Below are 24541 nucleotides of genomic sequence, written 5' to 3'. Positions count from 1 at the left end.
CTTGGCCATCCTAGTCGTACCTTGGAAAGATGCACCTAGAGCATACTGCATTTCTGCTCTTTCGTGTACTTTTTCGTACAATGCACGTGGATGACAGGAGTTTACTGGGAGTCGTCTATTAACACGAACAAATGAAATTGACCGTGTTCGTTCAACGTGATCGTCAAGGTCGATTCGGGCGTCGCGGATATTGCCGAGTGAGCGACATTTGTCGCAGCCGTTCGACGGAAAATGTGAATACGCCAGCAGCTACGATGAGCGCGATGTGTTCGAGTGTATGCCCTAGTCTTGTATCGAGACGAAACAGATTTGGGAGAAACAACAGCATGGCCAGAATTGCCGACAAGTAAATCAACAAAACCTGTTGACGTGCACTCTGTTTCATGAAGTCACCTCGCCCTCTTCTTCTTGTTGTGCCGCCCACGTTTCAGATTCGTTCAGGTGCATCCACCACGCGGTTTGCAAACCGAACAGGCTGCCTGCTATGAGAAGCAACCCATGGACGAGTGCGTGGTGTAGGTTAGTCTCCTCTGCCCACGCGGCAACGGATGGCCAATTGGCGGTGCCGATGAGGAAAAGCGCAATCACCAGCGTCAACGGAACGCGCGTCATACTCTGTCGCCTCCTAAGTGTTATTTGAAATCGGTTTATATGTCTATTTTCATAGGGTAGCCAGCTGGTGAAGGAGATAAACATAGGTGCGGCGACACGCGCGAGTTCGTGTGTCACCGCACCAGTTCAATTAGGCTTCGAGATGGCGTTCTCAGAGATGGAGTTCGCGGAAGCGTCCGACAATCTCCGTGGTATCGAGAATGGTCATAAAGGCATGTGGGTCTGTCGCGAGGACGATTTCTTTTAAATCGGCGATTTCTAGATGTGTCATGGCACATAGGAGCACGCCGCGTTCCGCGTGCGTATACGCCCCGGAGGCGCGCATGATGGTGCTGCCGCGCACAAGGCGTTCGCCAATTGCTTTGGCCACAGCGTCTGGTTGCGCCGTGACAATGAGGGCAGTTTTGCGCTGTTGAAAGTGCATTAGTGCGTTCACCACTCGGGACGAAGCAAACATGCTGATGAGTGTATACATGGCGGCCGGTACACCGAAGACGAACATGGATAGTAAAAGGACAATGACATTCATGATAAACCCGGTTGACCCGACACTGCGTCCTGTCAATCGGTGGATGACGAGACTTAAAATATCTGTTCCCCCCATGGAACCGCCGACGCGAATCACAATGGCCGATGAAATACCGCTGAGGACGCCGCCATATAGGCCCATCAATAAGGGATCAGGCGCCGTCCGAAAGTGCAGGTGGACGACATCCGTAAACAATGAAAATCCGACGATGGCAAGGCCCGTCAAAAAGATAAATCGCTTCCCCAGGAACTTGTACCCTATTAAAAACAACGGGATGTTGAAAATGAAGAACATCGTACCTAGACCGATAAAGTGCAGGTAGTGGTGAACGAGCTGGGCGACGCCAGTCACCCCACCTGCCAGAATGTGGGCGGGACCGAGGAAGTTGTTGACTGCGACAGCGCCGATAAAATCGGCCACAATGACGACGAGAATGCGCCACGTCCAGGAGAGAACAGGGTGGTTGGAATCGTTCAGATGAACCATCTGTCGTGTGGCATCCGTGACTTTCATAAAACTCTACTCCTTCGTCGGATTGTCCGAATTGATTGTCCGGAATCATGGTGACTCTCGACCAGTGTACACTTGTTTGGCAGGCGTGATTCGATAAACATGCGTTACAATAAACAAAGATTCGATAAAGATTCGATTTGCGGCCATATCACCGTCAAACCAAACTTTCGCTATCGTGTTCTATCGTATTCGAGTGTACGGATGCGCGGGAAGGGGGCTTCGCGTGACGACAAAGCATCAGCAGATTCTCAATTATATCGAGTCTTTGCGTCCGGGCGCCCAGATTTCGGTTCGCAAAATTGCGCGGGTGCTCGACGTTTCCGAAGGCACTGCCTACCGGGCCATCAAAGAAGCGGAGAACGAAGGGCTCGTTAGCACAATGGAGCGCATTGGCACTGTGCGGATTGAGCGCAAGGAAAAGCAGCAAATCGAGCGTCTGACGTTCGCTGAAGTGGTGACTATCGTCGAGGGGACGGTTCTCGGCGGGCGTGGTGGACTTCACAAGTCGCTCAATCGCTTTATCATTGGGGCGATGCAACTCGACGATATCACGCGCTATTTGAACGCAGGTAGTCTGATGATTGTCGGAAATCGCGAGCAGGTGCAGCGCTTGTCGCTGAAGAGCGGCGTGGCCGTCCTCATTACGGGCGGATTCACGGCCTCTGCGACAGTGGAACGTCTGGCCAACGAGTACGATTTGCCGCTGATTTCCTGCAGTTACGATACGTATGCGACAGCGGAACTTATTAACCGTGCATTATACGACCGGCTGATTAAAAAAGATATCCTTTACGTCGAGGACGTCATTCAGAACCAAACACCTTGCACCTTGCGCGAGGATGAGACGGTGCGCGATTACTATCGCATCGTCGAGCGAACGGGGCATGCCCGGATTCCCATTGTCGACGCCGACGGCAAACTGGTTGGCATTGTCACACCACGGGATGTGGGCGATGCCCATGGCGACGAGCGCCTAGCTTTGCGAATGACGCGCCAACCGAGTACCGTCACGCCGAAGACGACGATTGCTTCGGCGTCACACCGGATGGTGTGGGAGGGCATCGAACTGATGCCCGTTGTCCACAATCGGGAGCTCGTTGGCGTGCTCAGCCGACAGGACGTCATCCGCGCGTTGCAGACGATGAGTAATCAGCCACAGGTCGGTGAGACCATCGAAGATATGATTTTACGTAACTTTGAAGAGATGGCGCACGGGGACGGGACGTCATCGATTCGCGGCGAGGTCACGCCTTTGATGACGGCCAGCGGTGGAACCTTGGCGACAGGCGCGTTGACGACGCTGATTCAAGAGGCCGCGCGCGTGTGTTTGCGAAGGATGCGGTCGGTTGACGTCGTGATCGAAAATATGACCATGTATTCGCTGAAGCCGGCGGCTGTGGACAGTCGCATCGAGGCGACGGCGCAGGTGCTTGATTTTGGTCGGCGTTATGCGAAGGTGGAAGTCGTGGTGCGGGGCAAGGGGGACGTTTTCGCCAAGGCACTGCTCACCGCACAGTGGATTGAGAGGTGATTCTGTGTCGCAGTTTGTCCATTTACACGTACACAGCGCGTATTCGCTGCGGGAAAGTACGCTTCGCTTAGACCATCTCGTGGAGGATGCGGCGGCGTATGGAATGCCTGCTGTGGCATTAACAGATACGAGTGCCCTGTACGGGGTCGTACCATTCTACCAAAAGGCTCAAAAACTCGGCGTGCAACCGATTCTCGGCGCGCAACTCGATGTCTGTTTCGCGGAGCCCACTGCGTTGCCGCAAACGCGAGAGGCTTTGCGCAAAGCACTGGAGCGCAGTGTGTTGCTCGCGCGAAATTTCGATGGGTACCGCGCGCTCACGCGTCTCGTGACGATAGCCCGAGGGCGAGGTCACGTCCCTTACGTGACCTTGGCCGAATTGGCGGCGCTCTCCACAGATCTCATCTGCCTGGTCGGTGGCGGAGAGTCCACGCTGCTGCGCATGTTTGCGGCGGGGGAAAGTGAGGCTGCCGCAGCGCGCCTTGCCCAATTTGCGGGCGCATGCGTGGCGGGGCAGGTGTTCGTCGATGTCCAAAACCATCGCTTGCCGCATCAAGAAAACGGTTTGACGTCTTTGTTGCGCGCGGCTGAGGCACATGCGGTTCCACTTGTGGCGACGAATGACGTGCACTATCGAAAACCGGAGGATGCGCCACTACATCGGGCGTACACAGGACTCGAATTCGACGATGCGGTCGAACGGTTTGCAAGTGACCTCATGTATCTCGCATCGCAAGATGACATGGTTCTCCGTTTTGCTGATTATCCAGAGGCAGTAGAAAATACACTGCTGATTGCGCAAATGTGCCAGACGACGTTGCCATTGCATCAAGTGCGCATGCCAGTGTATCCGACCAAGGACGGGCGCGACCCGAGCGAGGTGTTGCGCGAGGCGTCGACGGCTGGTGCCATCAAGCGTTACGGGCCGTTGTCGAAGGCGCTTCAGGACAGGCTCGATTATGAACTTCAGGTCATCTGCGACATGGGGTACGCCGATTACTTTCTCGTTGTCGCCGATTTTATTCGCTATGCGCATCAACAAGGCATTTCGACCGGACCTGGGCGCGGGTCGGCCGCGGGGAGCCTCGTGGCCTATGCGCTGCGGATTACCGATGTTGATCCGGTGGCGAACCAGCTACTCTTTGAGCGCTTTCTCAACCCCGCGCGCGTCTCTCTGCCGGATATTGATACGGATTTTGAATTCGAGCGCCGAGGTGAAGTCATTCGGTATGTCGTCGAGAAGTACGGGCGGGACAGAGTCGCTCAGATTGGTACGTTTGGCACGTTGGCTGCGCGTGCCGCAGTGCGCGACGCGGGGCGCATGTTGAAACTCGACAATCAACTCGTCAGTCGCGTCGCAGGTCTTATCCCCAGCTTGCCAGGAACGACGCTCGCGAAGGCTCGGGAAGAAAACCGCGCGTTGGATGACTTATTGACGGACGACAGCGATGCCAGGCGACTGTACGAGACCGCGCGTTTTCTTGAGGGGCTTCCGCACCACACGTCGGTACATGCTGCCGGGGTGGTGATTTCACCGGATCCACTGACGGATTGGCTGCCGCTTGAACCGGGCGGCGATGACATCCCAGTCACGCAGTACGCGATGGCGGAAGTCGAGGCGTTGGGGCTCGTCAAGATGGACTTTTTGGGGTTGCGAACGCTGACGTTGATGGACGATTGTGTGCGAAGTGTCAAAAGCCGCACAGGGACGACTATCGACTGGCGAAAGGTGCCACTGGATGACAAGCCGACGTACGACAATTTGACCAAGGCGGATACCAATGGCGTGTTTCAACTGGAGTCTCCAGGCATGCGCAGGGTTTTGCGCCAACTGCGCCCCACCAACTTGGATGACATTGTCGCGGTGATTTCCTTGAATCGCCCTGGCCCGATGGAAAATATTCCAGCGTTTTGCGATGCGAAACACGGACGGGCGCCGATTCGGTATCCGCACCCGGACCTTGAGCCCATTCTGAAAGACACGTATGGCGTGATTGTCTATCAGGAGCAGATTATGCAGATTGCGTCGCGGATGGCTGGATTCTCCCTGGGTGAGGCGGATTTGCTGCGACGTGCCGTGAGTAAGAAAAAGCGGGAGGCACTCGACTCGGAGCGCGTGCGGTTTGTCAATGGGTGTTTGCAAAACGGCTATGATGAGTCGACGGCGAACGAGGTCTACGACCTGATTGTGCGGTTTGCGGATTACGGGTTCAATCGCTCTCATGCCGCTGCATATGCCGTCTTGGCCTATCGGACGGCGTACTTGCGCACACATTACTTGCCAGATTTTTTGGCGGCGCTGATGACGATGGCGATGTCGTCTGCGGACAAGATTAAAACCTATACCGCCGATGCGCGCCGCCATCAAATTGCGGTGCGGTCGCCGTCTGTCAGCGCCAGTATGCGCGGGTATTCGGTCGATGCCGACGGCAGCATCCGGACGGGCTTGCTTGCGGTGAAAAACGTGGGGGAGGGCGCGGTAGACGCTATTTTGACAGCGAGGCGTGAATCGCCGTTTACATCTCTGCGCGATTTTTTGGGGCGCGTGAACCCGCGTGTGGTGAACCGCAAAGCGCTGGAAAGCCTCGTCGAGGCAGGGGCGTTTGACGAGTTTTTCCCAGGCGGCGCGACGGTTGCCGCAAAACTTCAGATGTTAGAGGAGGCGCAGCGGCAAGCGGAAGAGGACCGTCAATTTGCGGGGCTTGGGCTTGTGCTGAATGCAGTAGACAACCCGGCATCTGAGCGCGTGGCGGACGTGCAGGTGGAAGACTCCACTACAGGGAACGAGGTCTTGTACATTCGTTACAGCAGCGGCACGGAGCGGGGGAAGGCGGCGCTTACCGAAATTCAGAAAGTGCTTGCGGGCGTCCCTGGGGACGTGCCGGTGGCGCTGTACGATGTGAAGACGCGCCGCACGCGCCTACTTGCGGACAAGTGGCGCGTCGCGCTGTCGCCGGAATTGCTCACGCTGCTCGAGGATATTGTCGGTATGGGCAATGTTAAGGTGAGTTTGCGCAAGTGAGCACCGGATCTTGAATCATCAACAGTAAGACGCCTACAGTTGAATCCATGAAAAGTAGACATACCTAGCTTTTTTTCGTCGTAGGCTCAAAGGACAGGGGGGACGCATGTGTCCGTGAGTGTGATTGAACAATTAAAGGCACGAGGCGTAGAACTTGCCGCAATCGCTCAAATTGTATATGACTTGCAAAAGCCCTACCATCCGTCGTTGACGATGGAGCAATGTTTGGACAGCGTCGCGCGGGTTCTCGAGAAACGGGAGGTTCAACACGCGATATACACAGGCTTAGCGCTGGATGTGTTGGCAGAGCAAAAGGCGCTGCCGGAGCCTTTGCAAAGCATTATGGAGACGGATGAACCGCTGTACGGTGTCGACGAAATTCTGGCGCTCTCGATTACCAACGTATACGGTTCGATTGGATTGACGAACTTTGGCTATCTAGACAAAACCAAGGTGGGGATTGTTGGCGAACTCAATCAAGACCGCCAGCGGATTCACGTGTTTTTAGATGATCTCGTCGCCGCGGTCGCCGCCGCCGCCGCTTCTCGAATTGCGCACCAGCATCATACGTCAGCTTACGACGATACCGTCTGAGAACGCATTTGCGCAACTTGTGAGTTATGGTATCGTAGGATTGCGTACGGCTACACGTCGTTTTTGTAGAACGTGTTATAATGCCAGGAAGAATTTCGAGTCGAGTCCTAGGAGCGAAGAAGATGTGGACTGTCATCTATATTGCGCCCACCGCCAAGCAGGCGGACCACATAAAGGACAAGTTGACAGAAGAAGGGTTTCTCGTCAAGGTTAGGCAAGCTCGCGGAGCGAAGGAACAGTTCGAAATTCTCATCCCGGAGACCGAACTGGACGAGGGGCAAGAGGTTCTGAAGGACATCTTGCATTCCTCCTTCTGAGGTGTGTTTGACATGCGTGAAGCGCAGGGGCGTGCGCACGTTCGGACAACCTCTTTGAATGATGAGGTGGAAGAGTGCTAAGAGATTTGTTTAACAAGCGCAGACACTATGCCACGCTTGGGAAGACGGTGGAACGGGAGAAGGTGCCGACGCCAGATCCGGTTGAAAAGGACATTCCCAAGGGCTTGGTTGAAAAGTGTGACGCATGTGGCAATCTGATTATGGGCAAGGAACTGCAAAAGCACGCATATACGTGCCCGGAATGTAATTTCCACTTTCGGGTGGATGCCTATACGCGCATTGCGCTGACTTTGGACGAGGGTTCGTTTGTGGAGTTAAATGGCGATGTCACGTCGACAAACCCACTCGGTTTCCCGGATTACGAATCAAAGTTGGAAAAGGCGCAAAAATCGACCGGACTGACAGAAGGCGCTGTGACGGGCGAGGGTACGATTGATGGCGTGCCAGTGGCCATCGCCGTGATGGATCCTAGGTTTATTATGGGGTCAATGGGGTCAGCGGTTGGCGAAAAACTGACGCGCATCATGGAACGTGCTACAGAAGTGCGCGAGCCGCTGATTTTATTCACAGCCTCGGGTGGCGCGCGCATGCAGGAAGGCATTTTGTCGTTGATGCAGATGGCCAAAACGAGTGTTGCGCTGCGTCGCATGCACGACGAGCAAGTCCTTTTTGTCACCGTGATTACGCATCCGACGACGGGTGGCGTGAGCGCGAGCTTTGCAAGTCTCGGCGATATTATCTTCGCTGAACCTGGCGCCATGTTTGGATTTGCAGGTAAACGCGTCATTGAGCAGACGATTCGTCAAAAACTGCCGGACGACTTTCAGACGGCCGAGTTTAACTTAAAACATGGGATGGTAGACAAAGTGGTTCATCGCAAACAGCTGCGGGATGCACTGGGTGTGCTGGTGAGGATTCACAGTGCGCGGGGGTGGGCAGATGCCGAGTGAGCTCGAGTTTGAAAAGCCACTCTCCGAACTGAAGAACAAAATCCAGGAACTCAAGGGCTTCATGGAGAAGAACGGTTTAGATCTCTCCGGTGAGGTGCGTAGGCTTGAAGAACATCTGGATGAGCTGACGGAAGAGACCTACAATCATCTCTCAGCGTGGCAGCGGGTTCAGATTGCGCGGCAGCCTGGACGACCGACGACCCTCGATTACATTAAGGGCGTCTGCACAGAATTTATTGAACTGCACGGAGATAGAAACTTTCGCGATGACCCATCGATTGTGGGTGGCGTGGGACTTATCGACGGCAAGCCGGTGACCATTATTGGTCATCAAAAAGGGCGCGATACCAAGGAGAATATTCACCGCAACTTCGGTATGGCCCATCCAGAGGGTTACCGCAAAGCACTGCGATTAATGAAACAGGCTGAAAAGTTTGGCCGGCCGGTCGTCATGTTTATCGATACAGCTGGCGCATATCCCGGAATGTCCGCGGAAGAGCGCGGTCAGAGCGAGGCGATTGCGCGAAATCTGCTCGAGATGGCAGGACTTCGCGTGCCGACTATCAGCTTTGTCACAGGTGAAGGCGGTAGTGGTGGCGCGTTGGGGCTGGGTATCACCGACAGAGTCTACGTGTTGCAGTACGCCTGGTATTCTGTTATCGCACCCGAATCAGCGGCGGCGATTTTGTGGAAAGATAGTACGCAGGCGAGCCGAGCTGCTGAGGTCATGCGAATTACCGGGCCTGATTTAGTGGAATTGGGTATTGCAGACGAGTTAATTCCTGAGCCAAAGGGTGGCGCGCAAAAAGACCCAGCGGCGATGGTTGCGACTGTGCGCGAGAAAATCATCGAAAGTTTGCGCGAGCTCGCAAAAAAGCCTATTGATGAACTCCTGACCGAGCGATACGATAAATATCGGGATATGGGAGAATACGTTGAACGGTAGCAAAGCGGTGTCCACCTGCTAGGTGGGCATTCCGCTTTTTGCTTTGTCCGTGACAACTGTTCACGCGCTATATCACACCTGAACAAGAGAGAGGTTTTAGGATGAGAAAGACGAAGATTGTCGCTACCATCGGACCTGCTAGTGAGTCCCTAGAGACATTGACTCGGCTTATCGAAGAGGGTCTCGATGTCGCTCGATTAAACTTTTCTCACGGTACATACGAGGAACATGCTGAACGCATCCGCCGTATTCGCGAAGCGTCGCGGAAGGTTGGTAAGTATGTGGGCATCATGTTGGACATCAAGGGTCCAAAAATCCGCACAGGTAAAATTCAAAATGGCGCTGTCGAACTCGCTGATAACGATGAAATCACATTGACGATTGACCCAGTTGAAGTCGGAACGAAAGAACGCGTATGGATTTCCTACGAGGGACTCGTCGAGGACGTTTATCCAGGGGCACCTATCCGCATTGACGACGGTTTGATTGGACTCGAAGTCATAGAGGTCTCGGGCCACGATATTCGCTGCCGCGTGACGAACGGCGGTACGCTGAAGGACAACAAGGGGATTAACGTTCCAGGGGTGACCTTGCGAATTCCGGGTGTCACGGAAAAGGACAAAAAAGACATCGTGTTCGGCATTGAGCAGGGTGTGGACTTAATCGCCGCATCGTTTGTTCGCAAGGCTGGCGACGTGCTCGAAGTTCGACGTATCCTCGAAGAGCACAACTACCACGCGGATATCATCTCGAAAATTGAAACACAAGAGGGTATGGATAGGCTCGAGGAAATCATCGAAGTGACCGATGGCATGATGGTTGCGCGCGGAGATCTCGGCGTTGAAATTCCCACCGAAGAAGTACCTCTCGCGCAAAAGCGCATCATCTCCCTGTGTAACAAATACGGAAAACCAGTCATCACGGCTACACAAATGCTCGATTCGATGCAGCGCAATCCGCGTCCGACGCGCGCTGAAGCCAGTGACGTCGCCAACGCTATTTTTGATGGCACTGATGCCGTGATGCTCAGTGGCGAAACGGCGGCAGGCCGTTACCCAATCGAGTCGGTACGCACCATGGCGCAAATTGCGGTGCGTGCAGAGACAGCACTGATTCAGCGCGAAGTTGTCTGGCGCCATCAAACAGAATGCACAAAACTGGTCAGCGACGCACTGGGACATGCAGTGAAAACCTTGGCTTCAGATCTCGATGCCAAAGCCGTTATCACTGTGACGACCTCTGGGCACACGGCTAGGTCTATCTCGAAGTATCGGCCGCTGACGAATGTGGTTGCGGTGACACCAAACGAGGCCATCGCACGGCGTTTGACAGTATCCTGGGGGATTCACCCGGTTGTCGTTTCGCAACCTTGCACGACCACGGATGATATTTTGTCCGCCGCTGTTGAAGGTGCATTGTCCACTGGTCACGTGCAGAACGGGGATTTGGTGCTTATCATCGGCGGAATTCCGGCAGGTCAGCCAGGGACAACCAACTTCCTCAAGGTTCACACCATTGCTGACTCGGTCGTCAAAGGCACTGGCGTCGGTAAGACGTCTGTCACGGGTCGCGCTGTCGTCGTCAAGGATGCATCTGACTTAAACGACAAAGTGGGCGAGGGAGATATTATTGTGACGACCTCGACGGATAAGGATGTCATGCAGGCTATTGAAAAGGCGGCAGGCATCGTGACCACAGAAGGGGGCTTGACTTCTCACGCTGCGGTGGTTGGCGTGTCCTTGGGTAAGCCTGTAATTGTCGGTGTTGCAGAGGCATTGGACGTATTACAAGATGGCGAGACGATTACGCTTGATCCACATCGCGGACTAGTTTATCGCGGTCGCGTGCAAGTCTTGTAATTCGGCCAACCCATGGGTGCCAGCGTGAAGTTGCATCGCCGTTTGTAGGGGCATATAATCTGGATAGTTGAATTGCATAGATGGCGTTGAAGAGGAATAGTACGCAGTGATTACCGACATTGCGGTGTGTCGTTCAAAACATGGATGAGCATCGGCTGAGCGAGCCAGGGGTGGTGGAAGCCTGGTGTGCGGTGTGCTGCTGAATGGGCCTTAGAGCCAGTCGACTGAAGTCCAGTTTGGACGAGTAGGTCGGCTCGTCTGACCAGCGATATTTGGTCGGCCAGTGATGGCTGGTCGAGCGCAGCGACGTTTTAAAAGTCGCTGAACATGGGTGGTACCGCGGAGTTTTTCGTCCCAATATGTATGGACGATTTGCTCCGCGTTTTATTTTGGTTGCAATCTCAGTGGTGCAAGAGGGGGAAGTACTTGTGAAACGTGTGTTTTCTGGCATTCAACCGTCAGGCAATCTGACGATTGGCAACTATCTTGGGGCGATGAAGAATTTCGTTCGTCTTCAACACGAGGCACAGTGTTTGTTTTGTGTGGTAGATCTTCATGCCATCACGGTGCCGCAAGATCCGGCAGCGCTGCGTCAAAATTCGAGAAATCTCGCTGCACTGTATTTGGCGGCAGGGATAGACCCTGAAAAGTCTATTGTCTTCATTCAATCGCACGTACCCGCGCATGCAGAACTTGGATGGCTGTTACAGTGTATCGCGTATTACGGCGAATTGGGGCGGATGACCCAGTTTAAGGACAAGGCTGCGACGAAGGATGTCGTGACAGCTGGATTGTTTACGTATCCTGCACTGATGGCTGCCGATATCTTGCTGTATCAGACGGACCTTGTGCCAGTCGGTGAAGATCAAAAGCAACATTTGGAGCTCACGCGCGATATCGCAGAACGTTTTAACCACCGTTTCGGTGATACGTTTGTCGTACCCGAACCATACATTCCGAAGGTTGGCGGGCGCATTATGAGCCTTGAGAATCCTGAGAAAAAGATGAGTAAGAGCGATGAAAGCCAAGGGGCGTATATTGCAATTCTCGATCCGCCGGATGTCATCCGCAAGAAAATTAGCCGTGCCGTAACGGATTCGGACAAGGAAGTGCGTTACGATATCGAACAAAAGCCGGCGGTCAGTAACCTCATGACGATATTTGGGCTGTTTACGGATATGACGATGGAGCAGGTGGCGGAGCACTTCGCAGGTAAAGGTTATGGTCAGTTCAAGAAAGAGTTGGCGGAGGTAGTCGTCGATGGATTGGCGCCGGTGCAAGCGCGTTACCAAGAGTTGATTGCGACAGATGAGGTCGACCGGGTCCTGCGCACTGGTGCAGAGCGGGCGCGTGATTTGTCGCGGCAAACATTAGCCACAGTCAAGGAGCGATTGGGGTTTCTCGTACAGTGATTGAGGCGTGAAAAGAGCGAGCGCGCGCCCTCGCCCTTTCGTTCCACGGGCGTCTGTGATTGCGCTGTTCATGCACGGCATTATTTCATGGTGTAAGGAAGGGACGTCGCATGCGACTATTGGTCGTGGAGGACGAACTTGAGCTGCAACGGGAGCTCGTCACGATGTTTGCAAAGACCGGATATCAGGTGGATGCCGTGGCGACGGCGTATGACGCCCTCGACCGTGGACTGACACTCGCTTATGATTGCCTCATTCTTGACTACATGTTGCCAGATGGGAGCGGAATTGACGTTGTGACGGACCTGCGTGAGCAAGGGTGTAAAACGCCGATTTTAATGCTGACGGTCAAAAATGAGACGAAAGATAAGGTGCAAGGTTTAAACGCTGGTGCGGATGATTACTTAGGCAAGCCGTTTGCACCCGAAGAACTGTTGGCGAGGGTGAGTGCATTGGTCCGGCGCGCCCCTGAACTCTCGGACAATGAAACGATTACCTGTGGCGTGGCTAAACTGCGGACCCGTACGCGTAGCTTAGAGTTTCGCGGCAAGGTGTTAGAACTCACGAGCAAGGAGTTTGCACTCATGGAATGTCTGTTTCGCCACCGCGGGCAAGTGTTGACGCGTGATCAACTGATTGCGCGCGTCTGGGGGCCAGATGCGGAGGTTGCTGATAGCGCACTGGACACTTATGTCTATTTTCTTCGCCGCAAATGCGCCAACATCGGTTGGAAGCGGGCCATCCAAACCATACGCGGGCGCGGCTACACGCTTTTGGCGGTAGAGGAGTAATATGCGATGTTTCGGCGCATGTATGTGACGATTGCTGCACTGCTGATCTTTAGTACAGGTGTGTTGTTGGCCGTGCTCGGAGGGGCGGTTTACCGAGAATTGTCCACGGAATTATCGAAGGACGGTGAAAATGACCTGCAGGCGCAGACGGCGTCGGTTCAAGACGCAGTGTCAAGTTTGCTGCACGGTCAACATTTTGATCCACGCGATGTCCGTGACGCCCGCGGGCAGAACGTGTATTTTTACGCGCTGGACCAAGGGCAGGTGATTGCTCTGAAACGGACGCCTGTTCCGTTTGATATCATTCGCAAGCTCGACTATCAAAATCACTTTGCCACGCTTGAGTATCAAGAGCGGCCGTATCGCGTTTATGATACGACGATTCTAGTTGGGAAACAGCGCGTTCACACGTATTTATTCTCACTGATTGCGCAGGAGAAGTCCATGTTGTGGCACGCGCGTCACCTGATGTGGACTGTGGGTGGCGTGGGTTTCGTCGTGGCGCTCGTTGGCAATTTGTTTCTCGCAAGGCGCTTGATGCGACCAACCGTGCAGGCATGGTCAGCTTACCAGGAGACCGTGCTCGAGTTGTCGCACGAGTTACAAACGCCGCTGGCCACTGTCGGGGCCATGTTGACGAATCGGGGGGTCGATTCGCAAACGGCAGCTGACATCCGCCGTGAGTTGGACCGGGCATCGACCATGGTTTCCGACATGCTGTTTTTGTCTCGCTTGCGCTCCGGCGTGTTTTTACAGCCGACGGAGCCCGTAGCGGTTTCCGATATCACCGAGGAAGTCGCCCATCGTTATCGCGCGCTTTTGCAACTGGACGGACGCGATTTGGACGGCCATGCTGAGCCAGGATTGTTTGTGGAGACGACGCCGCCCGGATGGGAGCGGTTGGTGAGTACGGTGTTTAAAAATGTGATTGATCACGCCGCGCCTCACACGACGTCAACATGGCAACTGACGGGCGATGGACGCCGAGTCTCTTTTGTGGTGGAGAATGTCCGCTCGGGTCACGGCGGCGAACGCCGTACAGCCGAACGAGGTGTGGGTCTGCAAATTGTCGCTCGCCTCGCTGAAAGAATGCGTGGCACGATGGAAATCGAGGAATCGCAAGCGAAATTCCGCATCTGTGTGAACGTTCCGAGCCTCAGGCCGCTTTGGTGACATTGGCTGAAATAACCGATTGTGTTATCATAAATATTGAATTATCGGATAGCAGAAGAGGAGTCTTACACAGCCTTTTGTCATCCTAGTACACCCCTTTTCGCGTCCATATCTTACATACGGGAGGGCCTGTCATGCCTCAGTTCACTCATTACGCTCCTCCTGCAACGGGCGAGCCTATCACGTTGCAGAATGGCAAGTTGAATGTACCCCTTCACCCGATTATTCCGTTTATCGAAGGCGATGGCACGGGGCCGGACATTTGGCGCGCGTCCAGCCGAGTGTTTGATGCAGCAGTTGAAAAGTCCTATGGCGGCGAGCGAAAAATTGCATGGTATGAAGTGTACGCTGGTGAAAAGGCTTTTAATAAGTTTAACGAGTGGCTTCCTGAAGACACGTTGAAAGCGCTGACTGAGTACATCGTGAGCATCAAGGGTCCTCTGACAACCCCAGTGGGTGGCGGCATTCGGTCTTTGAACGTGGCGCTTCGGCAAGAGCTCGACCTTTATGTATGTCAGCGCCCAGTCCGTTATTTTACCGGCGTTCCATCGCCTGTGAAGCAGCCGGAGCTTGTAGATATGGTCATTTTCCGGGAAAATTCGGAAGATATCTATGCGGGCGTCGAATGGCAAGAGGGGACGCCAGAAGTACAGAAGGTCATCGACTTTTTGCGGAATGAAATGGGCGTCAAGAAAATTCGATTCCCGGAGACCTCGGGCATCGGCATTAAGCCGGTTTCGCGCGAAGGAACCGAACGACTGGTGCGTGCGGCGATTGATTACGCATTGCAACATGGTCGCAAGAGCGTGACATTGGTTCATAAAGGAAACATCATGAAGTTCACCGAAGGTGCATTCAAAAACTGGGGCTATGAGGTCGCAGAGCGCGAATACGCCGACAAGGTGTTTACGTGGGCACAGTATGACCGTATTAAGGATGAACAAGGCAGCGACGCCGCAAATCGTGCCCAGGCCGAAGCTGAAGCGGCAGGCAAGTTGATTGTTAAAGACGTCATTGCTGATGCTTTCTTGCAGCAAATTCTAACACGCCCTGCAGAGTACGACGTCATCGCGACGTTGAACTTGAATGGCGACTACATTTCTGACGCCCTGGCTGCACAGGTTGGTGGCATCGGGATTGCGCCTGGGGCAAATATTAACTATGTGACTGGTCACGCTGTATTCGAAGCGACGCACGGAACCGCGCCGAAGTATGCGGATTTAGACAAGGTGAATCCGGGTTCTGTGATTCTCTCGGGTGTCATGATGTTCGAATTCATGGGGTGGCAGGAAGCTGCGGACATGATTACGCGTGCGCTCGAAAAGACGATTGAACAGAAGGTCGTGACGTATGACTTCGCACGTCTGATGGAAGGCGCAACCGAAGTGAAAACGTCCGAGTTTGCGGACAAGATCATCGAGAATATGTAATTGTCTTAGCGTTCATGTGAATCAACCGTGTCGGTGGGGCCAAACCAGAGTTCCCTGAGACATCATGTGAAGTGGCCCGTGCGCGCGAGTTTGCGGCGCGGGTGCTTCTATGTCTGAAAGGAAGCGACAACTATGTTGAAAAGAAAGAAAATCTCCGTGATTGGCGCAGGATTTACCGGGGCGACAACCGCATTTATGCTTGCCTTGAAGGAATTGGGTGATGTCGTATTGCTCGACATTCCCCAAATGGAAAATCCAACTAAAGGTAAGGCCCTGGACATGCTCGAAGCGATGCCAGTTATCGGGGTTGACGTGCGAATGGTTGGTACGTCCAACTATGAGGACACAGCGGATTCAGACCTCGTCATTATCACGGCGGGAATCGCTCGCAAGCCGGGGATGAGCCGCGATGATTTGGTTAATACCAACGCCGGTATTGTTAAATCGGTCACCGAGCAGGTGGTCAAATACTCGCCGAACACCATTCTCATCGTTCTGAGCAATCCGGTGGACGCGATGACCTACGTGGCGCACAAGGCCAGCGGATTTCCGAAGAACCGCGTGATTGGCCAAGCTGGCGTTCTCGATACAGCGCGGTTCAACACCTTTGTCGCTGAAGAGCTCGGTGTGTCGGTTGAAGATGTACATGGTTTTGTCCTAGGCGTTCATGGTGACGATATGGTACCGCTCGTTCGTTACTCGAATGTCGCGGGCGTGCCCCTCGAAAAGTTCCTCTCGAAGGAACGCATTGAGGAAATCGTTCAGCGCACCCGCACCGGTGGCGGTGAGATTGTCTCACTACTTGGCAACGGAAGTGCGTACTACGCGCCAGCTGCCTCGCTGGCTCAGATGGCGGAATCCATCCTCAAGGACAAGCGGCGCCTTCTGCCTGCCATTGCGCTGCTTGAAGGGGAGTTTGGATATGACAATCTGTTCCTCGGTGTGCCGACGATTCTGGGTGCAAATGGTATTGAAAAGATTGTCGAACTGGAACTGCTTCCAGAGGAGAAAGCCGCGCTCGACAAGTCCGCAGAGTCCGTTCGCAAAGTCATCCAAGTCGTTCAATCGTAACTTTAGCTTTACCTCGTGACTTGCGCATCGCGTGGTCGCATCTCGGTGAAGAATCACTCAGGCCGTCGACGGTAGAATGTATCTACCGCCTGACGGCCTTTGTCGTTTAATTCATCGGACCTTCGGACCTTTGCTGAGGATGTGTTAAAATGAAGGTACGTGCGTTGAACGGACTCTCAAACGAGGTGGCATATGTCTACACAACCCCAAAAACTTCTGTTAATCGACGGGAATAGCATCCTGTATCGCGCGTTTTTTGCGCTGCCGCCACTGTCTAATAAGAGCGGGCAGCAAACCAATGCGGTGTATGGTTTTACCTTAATGCTTTTGAAGCTCCTGGAGGAGGAAAAGCCGACGCATCTGGCAGTGGCATTTGATAAATCGGCGAAGACGTTCCGCCATGGCTTATACGCGGGCTACAAGGGGACCCGGCAGAAAACCCCCGACGAGTTAATTGAACAATTTCCGATGGTTCGCGAATTGCTTTCCGCTTTTTCGATTCCTGTCGTCGAAATAGATGGGTACGAGGCAGATGACATTATCGGCACGTTGTCGCTTCAAGCGGACAACCAAGAAATGGATACCAAAATTGTATCTGGAGACAAAGATTTACTGCAGCTCGTGTCTGAGCGTGTACATGCCATTCTCACGCGCAGAGGGATTACGGACGTTGATTACTATGACGTTCAGGCCGTGGCAGACCGATACCATCTCAAACCGACGCAAATTGTCGATTTGAAAGGTTTGATGGGGGATTCGTCCGATAATATTCCAGGTGTTCCTGGCATCGGAGAGAAGACGGCTATTAAATTGTTGACTGCGTACCCAACAGTGGAGCAAGTGTTAGACCATATAGATGACGTAAGCGGTGCGAAGTTAAAGCAAAAATTAGTGGAGCATCGGGAAACAGCCTTGTTGTCGAAACAACTGGCTACCATTCATCGGGATATTCCAGTGGATGTCACGGTGGATGACCTCGCGTATCATGGGTACGATGCTGCTGCTGTTCGAGAAGTCTTCCGAGCGTTGGAGTTCAATTCCCTTATCGACAAAATTTCCGAGGAAATGAGTGCTTCGACATCGGCTGACAGCGCCGCTGTCGAAGCGGATGATTGGCGTCGAACACCATATCAATTGATTCGTACAGAGCAACAATTGGAAACGATTTGGGGCGAGCTGGAAGATGTCACGGGATGCGTGTTTGACCTGAGTTCAGGCGACTATCACACCGCCGATGTGAACGGCATTGCGCTGGCAACTCGCCGTGCAGCATTCTATATCTCTTTGGATGGAGAATTGGAACTCTCTCATATGCGAACCTGGCTGAAGTCCGCTCATGACAAAGTCGTGTTCGATATTAAATCTCTGGCGTTTTTGTTGGATGCACGGGGAATTAATATCCATCCCAGCGGCTGTTGGAATGACGTGAAACTGGAAGCGTACCTCCTTAATCCGACGGATGGCGAGGTCGGATTAGAGGATATTTTGGCGCGTGAGCTGCAAATGGAAGTACCTTTGCTGAGCAAGGTAAAAGAAGATAGGGCGCCGCTGTTGTGTCGGATTGCGCAGTGCTTACCCGACCTCCATCACCGCTTGCAAACGGCCCTTGCAGAACAGGCGCTGGATGATCTTTACCGGAAGATTGAGATGCCACTTTCATTTGTTCTTGCTAAAATGGAGATTACAGGTTTTCATGTAGATGCGGAGAAACTTCGCGCGTTTGGCGATGATTTGAATGAACGAATTGGTCATTTGACTAGTGAAATCTATGATTTGGCAGGCCTTGAATTCAATTTGAACTCGCCCAAGCAGTTGGGCGAGGTGCTGTTTGAGAAATTGGGGTTGCCTGCGGTCAAAAAGACCAAGACGGGCTACTCCACTAGTGCCGACGTGCTCGAAAAATTGGCGCCGTATCACGACGTCGTCCAAAAGATCCTCGATTACCGCCAACTGGCTAAACTGCAATCGACGTACGTGGACGGATTGCTCAAGGTCATTCGTAAGGAGACAGGACGGATTCATACGCGGTTCCACCAAGCGTTGACTGCAACCGGGAGATTGTCGAGTAGCGAACCGAATCTGCAGAATATCCCCATTCGTCTCGAAGAGGGCCGCAGGCTTCGGCAGGTGTTTGATGCGACGTATCCGGATTGGGTTATTGTGTCTGCTGACTACTCTCAAGTGGAGTTGCGCATCCTAGCGCACTTGTCTGGCGATGAAGCGTTAATTGACGCGTTTCGCAACGACATGGATATTCACACGCGCACAGCCAGCGATGTGTTTGAAGTGCCGATGGAAGAGGTCACTTCGCTGATGCGCAGGCAAGCGAAGGCAGTCAACTTCGGCATCGTCTATGGTATCAGTGACTTCGGTTTGGCTAACAACTTGAATATCCCGCAAAAAGAGGCGAAGACGTTTATTGAGAACTACTTTGCGAAGTTCCCGGGTGTTCACGGCTATATGGAGGATATTGTGAATCAGGCGAAAAAACAGGGGTATGTGTCGACCTTGATGAACCGCCGTCGCTATCTTCCGGACATTCGCGCCCGTAACTTTCACCTGCGCAGTTTCGCGGAGCGAACGGCAATGAATACGCCCATTCAAGGAACAGCGGCAGACATTATCAAGTTGGCGATGGTGCAGATTGATGAGGCGCTGTCGGAGGCAGATTTAGATGCGAGGATGTTGCTACAAGTACACGACGAATTGATTTTTGAGTGTCCAAAGGATGAATTGGAAGAACTCACACAGTTGGTTCGCGACAAAATGGAGAATGCGATTACGCTCAATGTGCCACTGAAAGTGGATATTGCGCATGGTCGGACGTGGTATGAAGCTAAGTGACGTGAAGCGATGGTGGACGCGCGTTCGGGAGGAGGAGCGGGATGCCGGAATTGCCGGAGGTTGAAACAGTGCGAAGAGGACTCACGTCACTTGTCGTGGGCAAGGTCGTCACATCTGTGCAGGTACATCTTCCACGGATTATTCGTCATCCGTCTGTGGCCGAATTTCAGCAGCGGTTAGTGGGTCGAACGTTTGCAGGCGTTCACCGCCGCGGGAAGTATCTCTTGTTCGACGTGCCCCCCTATGAGCTGATTTCCCATCTGAGAATGGAAGGGCAGTACCGCGTGGTGCCAAAAGAGGAAGCGGTGGCGCCGCACACGCACGTCGTCTTTGGGTTGTCCGATGGGACAGAGCTACGATATCGCGACGTGCGGCAATTTGGCACGATGGATTTACTTGCGGAGAATGAACCTCGACCAACGGGCTTGGTGACATTGGGACCGGAACCGTTCGATGCCGCCCTCACCCCGCATATCCTCTATCTGCGTTTACACAAGCGCGTAGCACCCATCAAGTCGGTCTTATTAGATCAGTCGGTGTTGGCGGGCCTCGGAAACATTTACGTCGACGAAGCGCTGTTTTTGTCCGGAATTCATCCCCTCACCAAAGCCAATCGAGTCGGTGAGGGCCGCTGCGAACGGCTACTTGCTGCAATTCGAGAAGTGCTCACCAAGGCGATTGAAGCAGGTGGGTCTTCTATTCGCTCGTATGTGGACGGCTATGGGCGCCATGGTGGGTTTCAGATGCAGTTACACGTGTATGCCCGCGAGGGAGAATCATGCTTCGTTTGCGGACAACCTATTGAGAAAATTCGCTTGGGGGGCAGAGGAACGCATTATTGTCCAAACTGTCAGCCGCGAAGCGGGCGCCGCAAAAGCATGCGGATTGTGCACGAAGATACGCACGTATAGGCGGTTTGACTGCGCTTGCGAGAATTGCGTGGGGAACATGTTCGGGGGGTTAGATGAGTGTGATTGTCGGGTTGACAGGCGGTATCGCCACGGGAAAAAGTACAGTTTCGGACATGTTACGGGCGCTCGGTGCGTATGTTGTAGATGCAGATGTATGGGCCAGGCGCGTGGTTGAAGCGGGGTCGGACGGATTACAAGAGATTCGGCGCGTGTTTGGTGACGCCGTTCTCGCACCAGACGGTACGCTGGATAGGAAGGCGCTTGGGCGCATTGTATTTACAGACGCTCATATGCGGGAACAACTCAATCTCATCACGCATCCACGCATTCGGCAAGGGATGAAACAAGAGACGGCCGATTATCTCGCAAAGCACCCTGGGGAGCCTGTCGTATGGGACGTCCCTTTGTTGTTCGAGGGGGAGACGCGACACTTGGTGGATTGTACCGTGGTCGTTTATATACCACCGGACGTGCAACTCGCCAGGCTGATGGCGCGAGATGGGCTGGATGAATCGGAAGCTAGAGCACGAATTTCGGCACAAATGCCCATTGAGCAAAAGCGCGCACTCGCGGATTTCGTGATTGTGAATGACAGTACGCTGGAGAATACACGGGAGCAGGTGCAAGCAGTATGGACAACCATTCGCAGCCAGGCAAACGGCGCCCCAAGTTCGTTATCCTGAACCGCCGATCACTGGTCGCGGCGATACTACTCATCGCTGTACTCATCATCATCTCGACAAACTCGTTTTGGCGTATGATGTACCCCATTCATTATCAAAAGAACATTCAAAGCGCTGCAGCGTTTGCCAAGGTCGATCCCCTGCTCATCGCGAGTGTCATCCGCGTCGAAAGTAAGTTTCAAACAGAGGACGTCTCGCACGCCGGTGCAGTAGGGCTCATGCAACTGATGCCGGACACAGCACAGTGGATAGCGGATACCATCCGACAGCAGACTACCGGATCAGGCGGCGCAGTCAACCGGCTACCGAAAGACGACAAGCAGTTAGCTAGTCCACAATACAATATTTTGATTGGCAGTTGGTACGTGCAAAACCTCATTCAGCAGTTTCACGGCAACGTGACTGCAGCAGTTGCGGCGTACAACGCAGGTCCGAAGCGCGTGCAAGACTGGCTTCGTTCTGGGACGTGGGATGGCAAACTGCAAGACATCGACCAAATTCCAGTTGGCGAAACCCGTCACTTTGTCGACAGAGTGTTTTACAATTATAGCCTGTACAAGAAAATCTACGGTCATGATCCCGCCTGGAACACGCAAACGTAACGCGACAGCCCAAAGCAGGCAGCGATTCAAGGTTTATAGCGCTTGATTGACACGGCGGGATGAGGCAGTATATAATCTCTTGCGTTGACGTTGAACGTCGTACGCATCCATGTCGGGGTGGCGGAATTGGCAGACGCGCACGTTTGAGGGGCGTGTGAGGCAACTCGTACGGGTTCAAGTCCCGTCCTCGACACCAATCGCAAACCTTAACGGTCACTTTAACGTTGATGCAGTTGTGGTCAATGTAGAAGTGACCGTTTTCGTTTAATAAAATTCCGCTCCCGTAACACTATCGAGCGAGCATTCTCACTTCTATAGGATGGTAAGATAACTACTTCTTGCGCGTAAGGGCGGGTACGTAATAATCCCCTGGTCTTTTCGCGCGGATAAACATACACAATGCGGAAACAGGAGTGCAATAAAACCAGCCAACGCGGGTAACGGTTAATGTTGTGCGCTGGCTGCTGAATTCACAATAAATCCTCGGTGCCTCAGCGGACATTGTGTAAGTTGGAGACACTCCCCAGGAATCATCGGAATCGAATTGCTGGATCACATTGTGGTCAGTTTACTTTTTGGCTTGTACCAGAGGTACGTTGAGATTCAGTTTGTTCAACAGGATACTCTTGAAAATTGCCTTGTCTGGGCTTTGAGATGATTCCTGTGCCGTTAACCATGCGTTATTGATGTCCGGCAGTTCAGGGAAGATAACTTCAGACTCGTGCTTGGTGGGATTCACCACCCGGAACCCAATTGAGTGAACGTACTTAGCATACGACAAACCAGGAATAGTCTTTGATTTCACTGGCGTGTCAATGGCTAATGAATATTCATTAGGTACTCTATATTGATCACCAACGGTTGTATATACAACATCGATCTCCTTGCCCGTTCTTGCAATCCTTGTGATGGTCATCTGCTCATTACTGCCCGGCAGATATGTGAACTTTCCATTCTCATACTGCCTGGACTGCTCAGGAATTGGAATGTATAGGGTGCTTGCAGCCATATTGACCATTGGAGCAACCGCAATCATTGACGGTAATTTCGCTGGCCTGTCAAATTGGGCATAGTAGTCGTAGGTTGAGGTGGAAACAGTCTTTTTTACGAGATGTTCGTTTATAACGCCTCCGCCAAGATGCTGTAACGTATTCCCCTTTAATATACCTAGCTGGATGTTTGGATTGACTGTACCAGGTACTGTAATGTCTCCCCATATCAGAATAGATGCGGGTGTCGTCTCCACTTTACGTATCGTCCAATTGACTCCATTTACAGACTTTGAGCTGTGTGGGGTGATTACCTGTGTTGCTGCTGTGGCTGGCTTACGTGATAATGGGAATGTAAAATTCCAATCTCCTTTGATACCACCGATTTCTTTAATATTTACAGATGCGGTGACCGATGTCGGTAAATCTGCGGGCAGTGACTCTGCGTCAATTGTTCCGGCATAACTGCCATCTGCCATCGGTTTGAAACCGACCCCATAGGAGCCAGGCGATTGTCCATTCAGGAGAAATTGCACGTTTTGTCCAGGCGTGGCGTGTGTCTTGGCATCCTTAGAAAAGGATTCGGTGAGCCCGATCCAGGATGCATCCGGGCCGTAATAAGCATTCGTGATCGTAATAGTAACACCGTCGTGTGTGACAGACTTGTTAATAGGGATATTAAAACCGTGTTCCACTGCTTGTTGAACGGAAGTGTTTGCTCCGCTGGAATATATGGCATCCGCGATGCCATTGATAAGTGGAAGGCACTGTAATTCTTGTGCCACCGTTGGAGATGCAAAACCAGACAGAAGTGTACCTCCCATCAACAGAATTAAACCTCCTCCAAGGCCGAAGGTAGCCCTACGTATTTTCAATTTTGAACACAGGCCCACATTTGAGGAACTCAATTGATGGACATTCTTGTGTTTCAAATCTTCCGGGTCATAGGCTAATTTGTTAAACAAATTCCTCTTGAAAGTTTCCTTATCCACGGTATGTGTTTTGAACTTTGCTGCCTCTTGCCGGATGGAGTCGTCCATCTTCATTTTCGTCACCTCGCTTGAGTTGCTTGAGTAGTTGCTCCCGTCCTCTGTTGAGTCTGACTCGTACCGCTCCGGGACTAATATCCAGTACACTCGCAATTTCTTGCGTAGACAACCCCTCCACGTAGAACAGATATATGGGGTTTCGATAGGATTCCCGGAGAGACAGAATCGCTGAGTGAATATCTTTGTTCTTATGGATCTGAAGGTACGTCTCTTCTGCACTACGGCTAATTCCATGAGGAATTAACGAAGTAACCAGTTCTCTCTTAGTCTTCCGGTAGGATGTACGGCATTCGTTGATAACAATTCGAATTAACCAGGGTAGCGGGTTTTCCGGTGTGTTGAGTTGGTGTATGGAACGATATGCCTTTATAAAGGCTTCCTGCACAACATCTTCTGCTTTCCCCCAATCCTTCACGTAGGTAAACGCTAGATGCGTAAGTCGGTCAACATATTCATCAACCCATAACGAAATTTGTTCGTGTAATTCCAATCTCTCTCACCACGCTTTCAACACCAAAACGCATGTAAATCCAATTATGTTACAAGAATAAATCCTGATTTTTAGCCTCTTTAGTTCGAGTTGTCGCTTTTTTTAGCTAATTTGGTTGCATGGAGGAGCAGAACAAATCGGTGTCTCGGTGAGTATATACGCGATAGGTTCTTTACCAGGTAGCTTGTTAAACATCTGAGGC

Annotated in this window: 21 protein-coding genes and 1 tRNA gene; 17 read left to right on the top strand and 5 right to left on the bottom strand. The window is 52.7% G+C overall.

All coding sequences use genetic code 11. From position 1 onward, the window contains the following. Nucleotides 1-163: 163 nt before the first annotated feature. The 3 genes from J3482_RS10345 to J3482_RS10335 all read right to left on the bottom strand — a co-directional run bounded on the left by J3482_RS10345 (nucleotide 164) and on the right by J3482_RS10335 (nucleotide 1654). Nucleotides 164-385: a hypothetical protein gene (locus J3482_RS10345; protein ID WP_206922372.1), complete on the bottom strand. Its 222-nt coding sequence runs from the start codon at nucleotides 383-385 to the stop codon at nucleotides 164-166. Beyond that, complete coding sequence (locus tag J3482_RS10340) at nucleotides 382-612, bottom strand: hypothetical protein (protein WP_206922371.1); 231 nt, start codon at nucleotides 610-612, stop codon at nucleotides 382-384. The genes J3482_RS10345 and J3482_RS10340 overlap by 4 nt, the downstream gene beginning before the upstream one ends. 151 nt (nucleotides 613-763) lie before the next feature. Next, nucleotides 764-1654 carry a YitT family protein gene (locus tag J3482_RS10335; RefSeq protein ID WP_146824492.1) on the bottom strand — a complete coding sequence of 297 codons (891 nt, stop codon included), beginning with the start codon at nucleotides 1652-1654 and terminating at the stop codon, nucleotides 764-766. Between the two features lie 223 nt (nucleotides 1655-1877). On the opposite strand from J3482_RS10335, the gene J3482_RS10330 reads away from it, so the two are divergent. The 17 genes from J3482_RS10330 (at nucleotide 1878) to J3482_RS10250 (ending at nucleotide 22007) form a co-directional block, all read left to right on the top strand. Further along, nucleotides 1878-3185: a DRTGG domain-containing protein gene (locus J3482_RS10330; protein WP_206922370.1), complete on the top strand. Its 1308-nt coding sequence runs from the start codon at nucleotides 1878-1880 to the stop codon at nucleotides 3183-3185. A 4-nt stretch (nucleotides 3186-3189) separates the two neighbouring features. Next, complete coding sequence (dnaE, locus tag J3482_RS10325) at nucleotides 3190-6207, top strand: DNA polymerase III subunit alpha (protein WP_328702685.1); 3018 nt, start codon at nucleotides 3190-3192, stop codon at nucleotides 6205-6207. A 108-nt stretch (nucleotides 6208-6315) separates the two neighbouring features. Next, nucleotides 6316-6801, top strand: coding sequence for a phosphatidylglycerophosphatase A family protein (locus tag J3482_RS10320; protein ID WP_146824489.1), 486 nt, complete (start codon nucleotides 6316-6318; stop codon nucleotides 6799-6801). Nucleotides 6802-6923: 122 nt separating this feature from the next. Further along, entirely contained in the window at nucleotides 6924-7118 is a 195-nt protein-coding gene (locus J3482_RS10315; RefSeq protein WP_021296226.1) for a hypothetical protein, read from the top strand. Between the two features lie 74 nt (nucleotides 7119-7192). Continuing rightward, nucleotides 7193-8089, top strand: coding sequence for an acetyl-CoA carboxylase, carboxyltransferase subunit beta (gene accD, locus J3482_RS10310; protein WP_146824488.1), 897 nt, complete (start codon nucleotides 7193-7195; stop codon nucleotides 8087-8089). Next, nucleotides 8079-9035, top strand: a complete 957-nt coding sequence (locus J3482_RS10305) for an acetyl-CoA carboxylase carboxyltransferase subunit alpha (protein WP_146824487.1) — start codon at nucleotides 8079-8081, stop codon at nucleotides 9033-9035. Before accD ends, J3482_RS10305 begins: the two co-directional genes overlap by 11 nt. Nucleotides 9036-9136: 101 nt before the next feature. Next, complete coding sequence (gene pyk, locus J3482_RS10300; RefSeq protein WP_146824486.1) at nucleotides 9137-10894, top strand: pyruvate kinase; 1758 nt, start codon at nucleotides 9137-9139, stop codon at nucleotides 10892-10894. Nucleotides 10895-11322: 428 nt separating this feature from the next. Further along, entirely contained in the window at nucleotides 11323-12306 is a 984-nt protein-coding gene (gene trpS / locus J3482_RS10295; protein ID WP_146824485.1) for a tryptophan--tRNA ligase, read from the top strand. 110 nt (nucleotides 12307-12416) lie between these two features. After that, the gene (locus J3482_RS10290) at nucleotides 12417-13097 is read left to right on the top strand and encodes a response regulator transcription factor (protein WP_146824484.1); all 681 of its coding nucleotides are present in this window, start codon (nucleotides 12417-12419) and stop codon (nucleotides 13095-13097) included. A 6-nt stretch (nucleotides 13098-13103) separates the two neighbouring features. After that, nucleotides 13104-14270 (top strand): sensor histidine kinase, encoded by a 1167-nt coding sequence (locus J3482_RS10285; RefSeq protein WP_146824483.1) that lies wholly within the window; start codon nucleotides 13104-13106, stop codon nucleotides 14268-14270. Between the two features lie 134 nt (nucleotides 14271-14404). After that, nucleotides 14405-15700, top strand: a complete 1296-nt coding sequence (gene icd, locus J3482_RS10280; RefSeq protein ID WP_206922369.1) for an NADP-dependent isocitrate dehydrogenase — start codon at nucleotides 14405-14407, stop codon at nucleotides 15698-15700. Between the two features lie 132 nt (nucleotides 15701-15832). Then, nucleotides 15833-16771 (top strand): malate dehydrogenase, encoded by a 939-nt coding sequence (gene mdh / locus J3482_RS10275; protein WP_146824481.1) that lies wholly within the window; start codon nucleotides 15833-15835, stop codon nucleotides 16769-16771. Between the two features lie 192 nt (nucleotides 16772-16963). Next, nucleotides 16964-19615, top strand: coding sequence for a DNA polymerase I (polA, locus tag J3482_RS10270; RefSeq protein WP_206922368.1), 2652 nt, complete (start codon nucleotides 16964-16966; stop codon nucleotides 19613-19615). A gap of 41 nt (nucleotides 19616-19656) precedes the next feature. After that, nucleotides 19657-20526, top strand: coding sequence for a DNA-formamidopyrimidine glycosylase (gene mutM / locus J3482_RS10265; protein ID WP_206922367.1), 870 nt, complete (start codon nucleotides 19657-19659; stop codon nucleotides 20524-20526). A gap of 53 nt (nucleotides 20527-20579) precedes the next feature. Beyond that, the gene (coaE, locus tag J3482_RS10260) at nucleotides 20580-21209 is read left to right on the top strand and encodes a dephospho-CoA kinase (protein WP_206916151.1); all 630 of its coding nucleotides are present in this window, start codon (nucleotides 20580-20582) and stop codon (nucleotides 21207-21209) included. Further along, complete coding sequence (locus tag J3482_RS10255; RefSeq protein WP_146824477.1) at nucleotides 21158-21811, top strand: lytic transglycosylase domain-containing protein; 654 nt, start codon at nucleotides 21158-21160, stop codon at nucleotides 21809-21811. Before coaE ends, J3482_RS10255 begins: the two co-directional genes overlap by 52 nt. Before the next feature lie 111 nt (nucleotides 21812-21922). Next, nucleotides 21923-22007 (top strand) — tRNA-Leu (locus J3482_RS10250). 372 nt (nucleotides 22008-22379) lie between these two features. Here J3482_RS10250 and J3482_RS10245 read toward each other — a convergent pair. Together J3482_RS10245 and J3482_RS21820 are read right to left on the bottom strand one after the other, a co-directional pair. After that, nucleotides 22380-23846 (bottom strand): DUF4179 domain-containing protein, encoded by a 1467-nt coding sequence (locus J3482_RS10245; RefSeq protein ID WP_206922366.1) that lies wholly within the window; start codon nucleotides 23844-23846, stop codon nucleotides 22380-22382. Next, a complete protein-coding gene (locus tag J3482_RS21820) occupies nucleotides 23785-24339 on the bottom strand; it encodes an RNA polymerase sigma factor (protein WP_206916149.1) in 555 nt (184 codons plus the stop codon). Before J3482_RS21820 ends, J3482_RS10245 begins: the two co-directional genes overlap by 62 nt. Between the last annotated feature and the right edge of the window lie 202 nt (nucleotides 24340-24541).

It is taken from the genome of Alicyclobacillus suci (assembly GCF_017329615.1).
GTDB lineage: Bacteria > Bacillota > Bacilli > Alicyclobacillales > Alicyclobacillaceae > Alicyclobacillus > Alicyclobacillus suci.
This window is presented reverse-complemented; position numbering and strand designations above follow the sequence as displayed.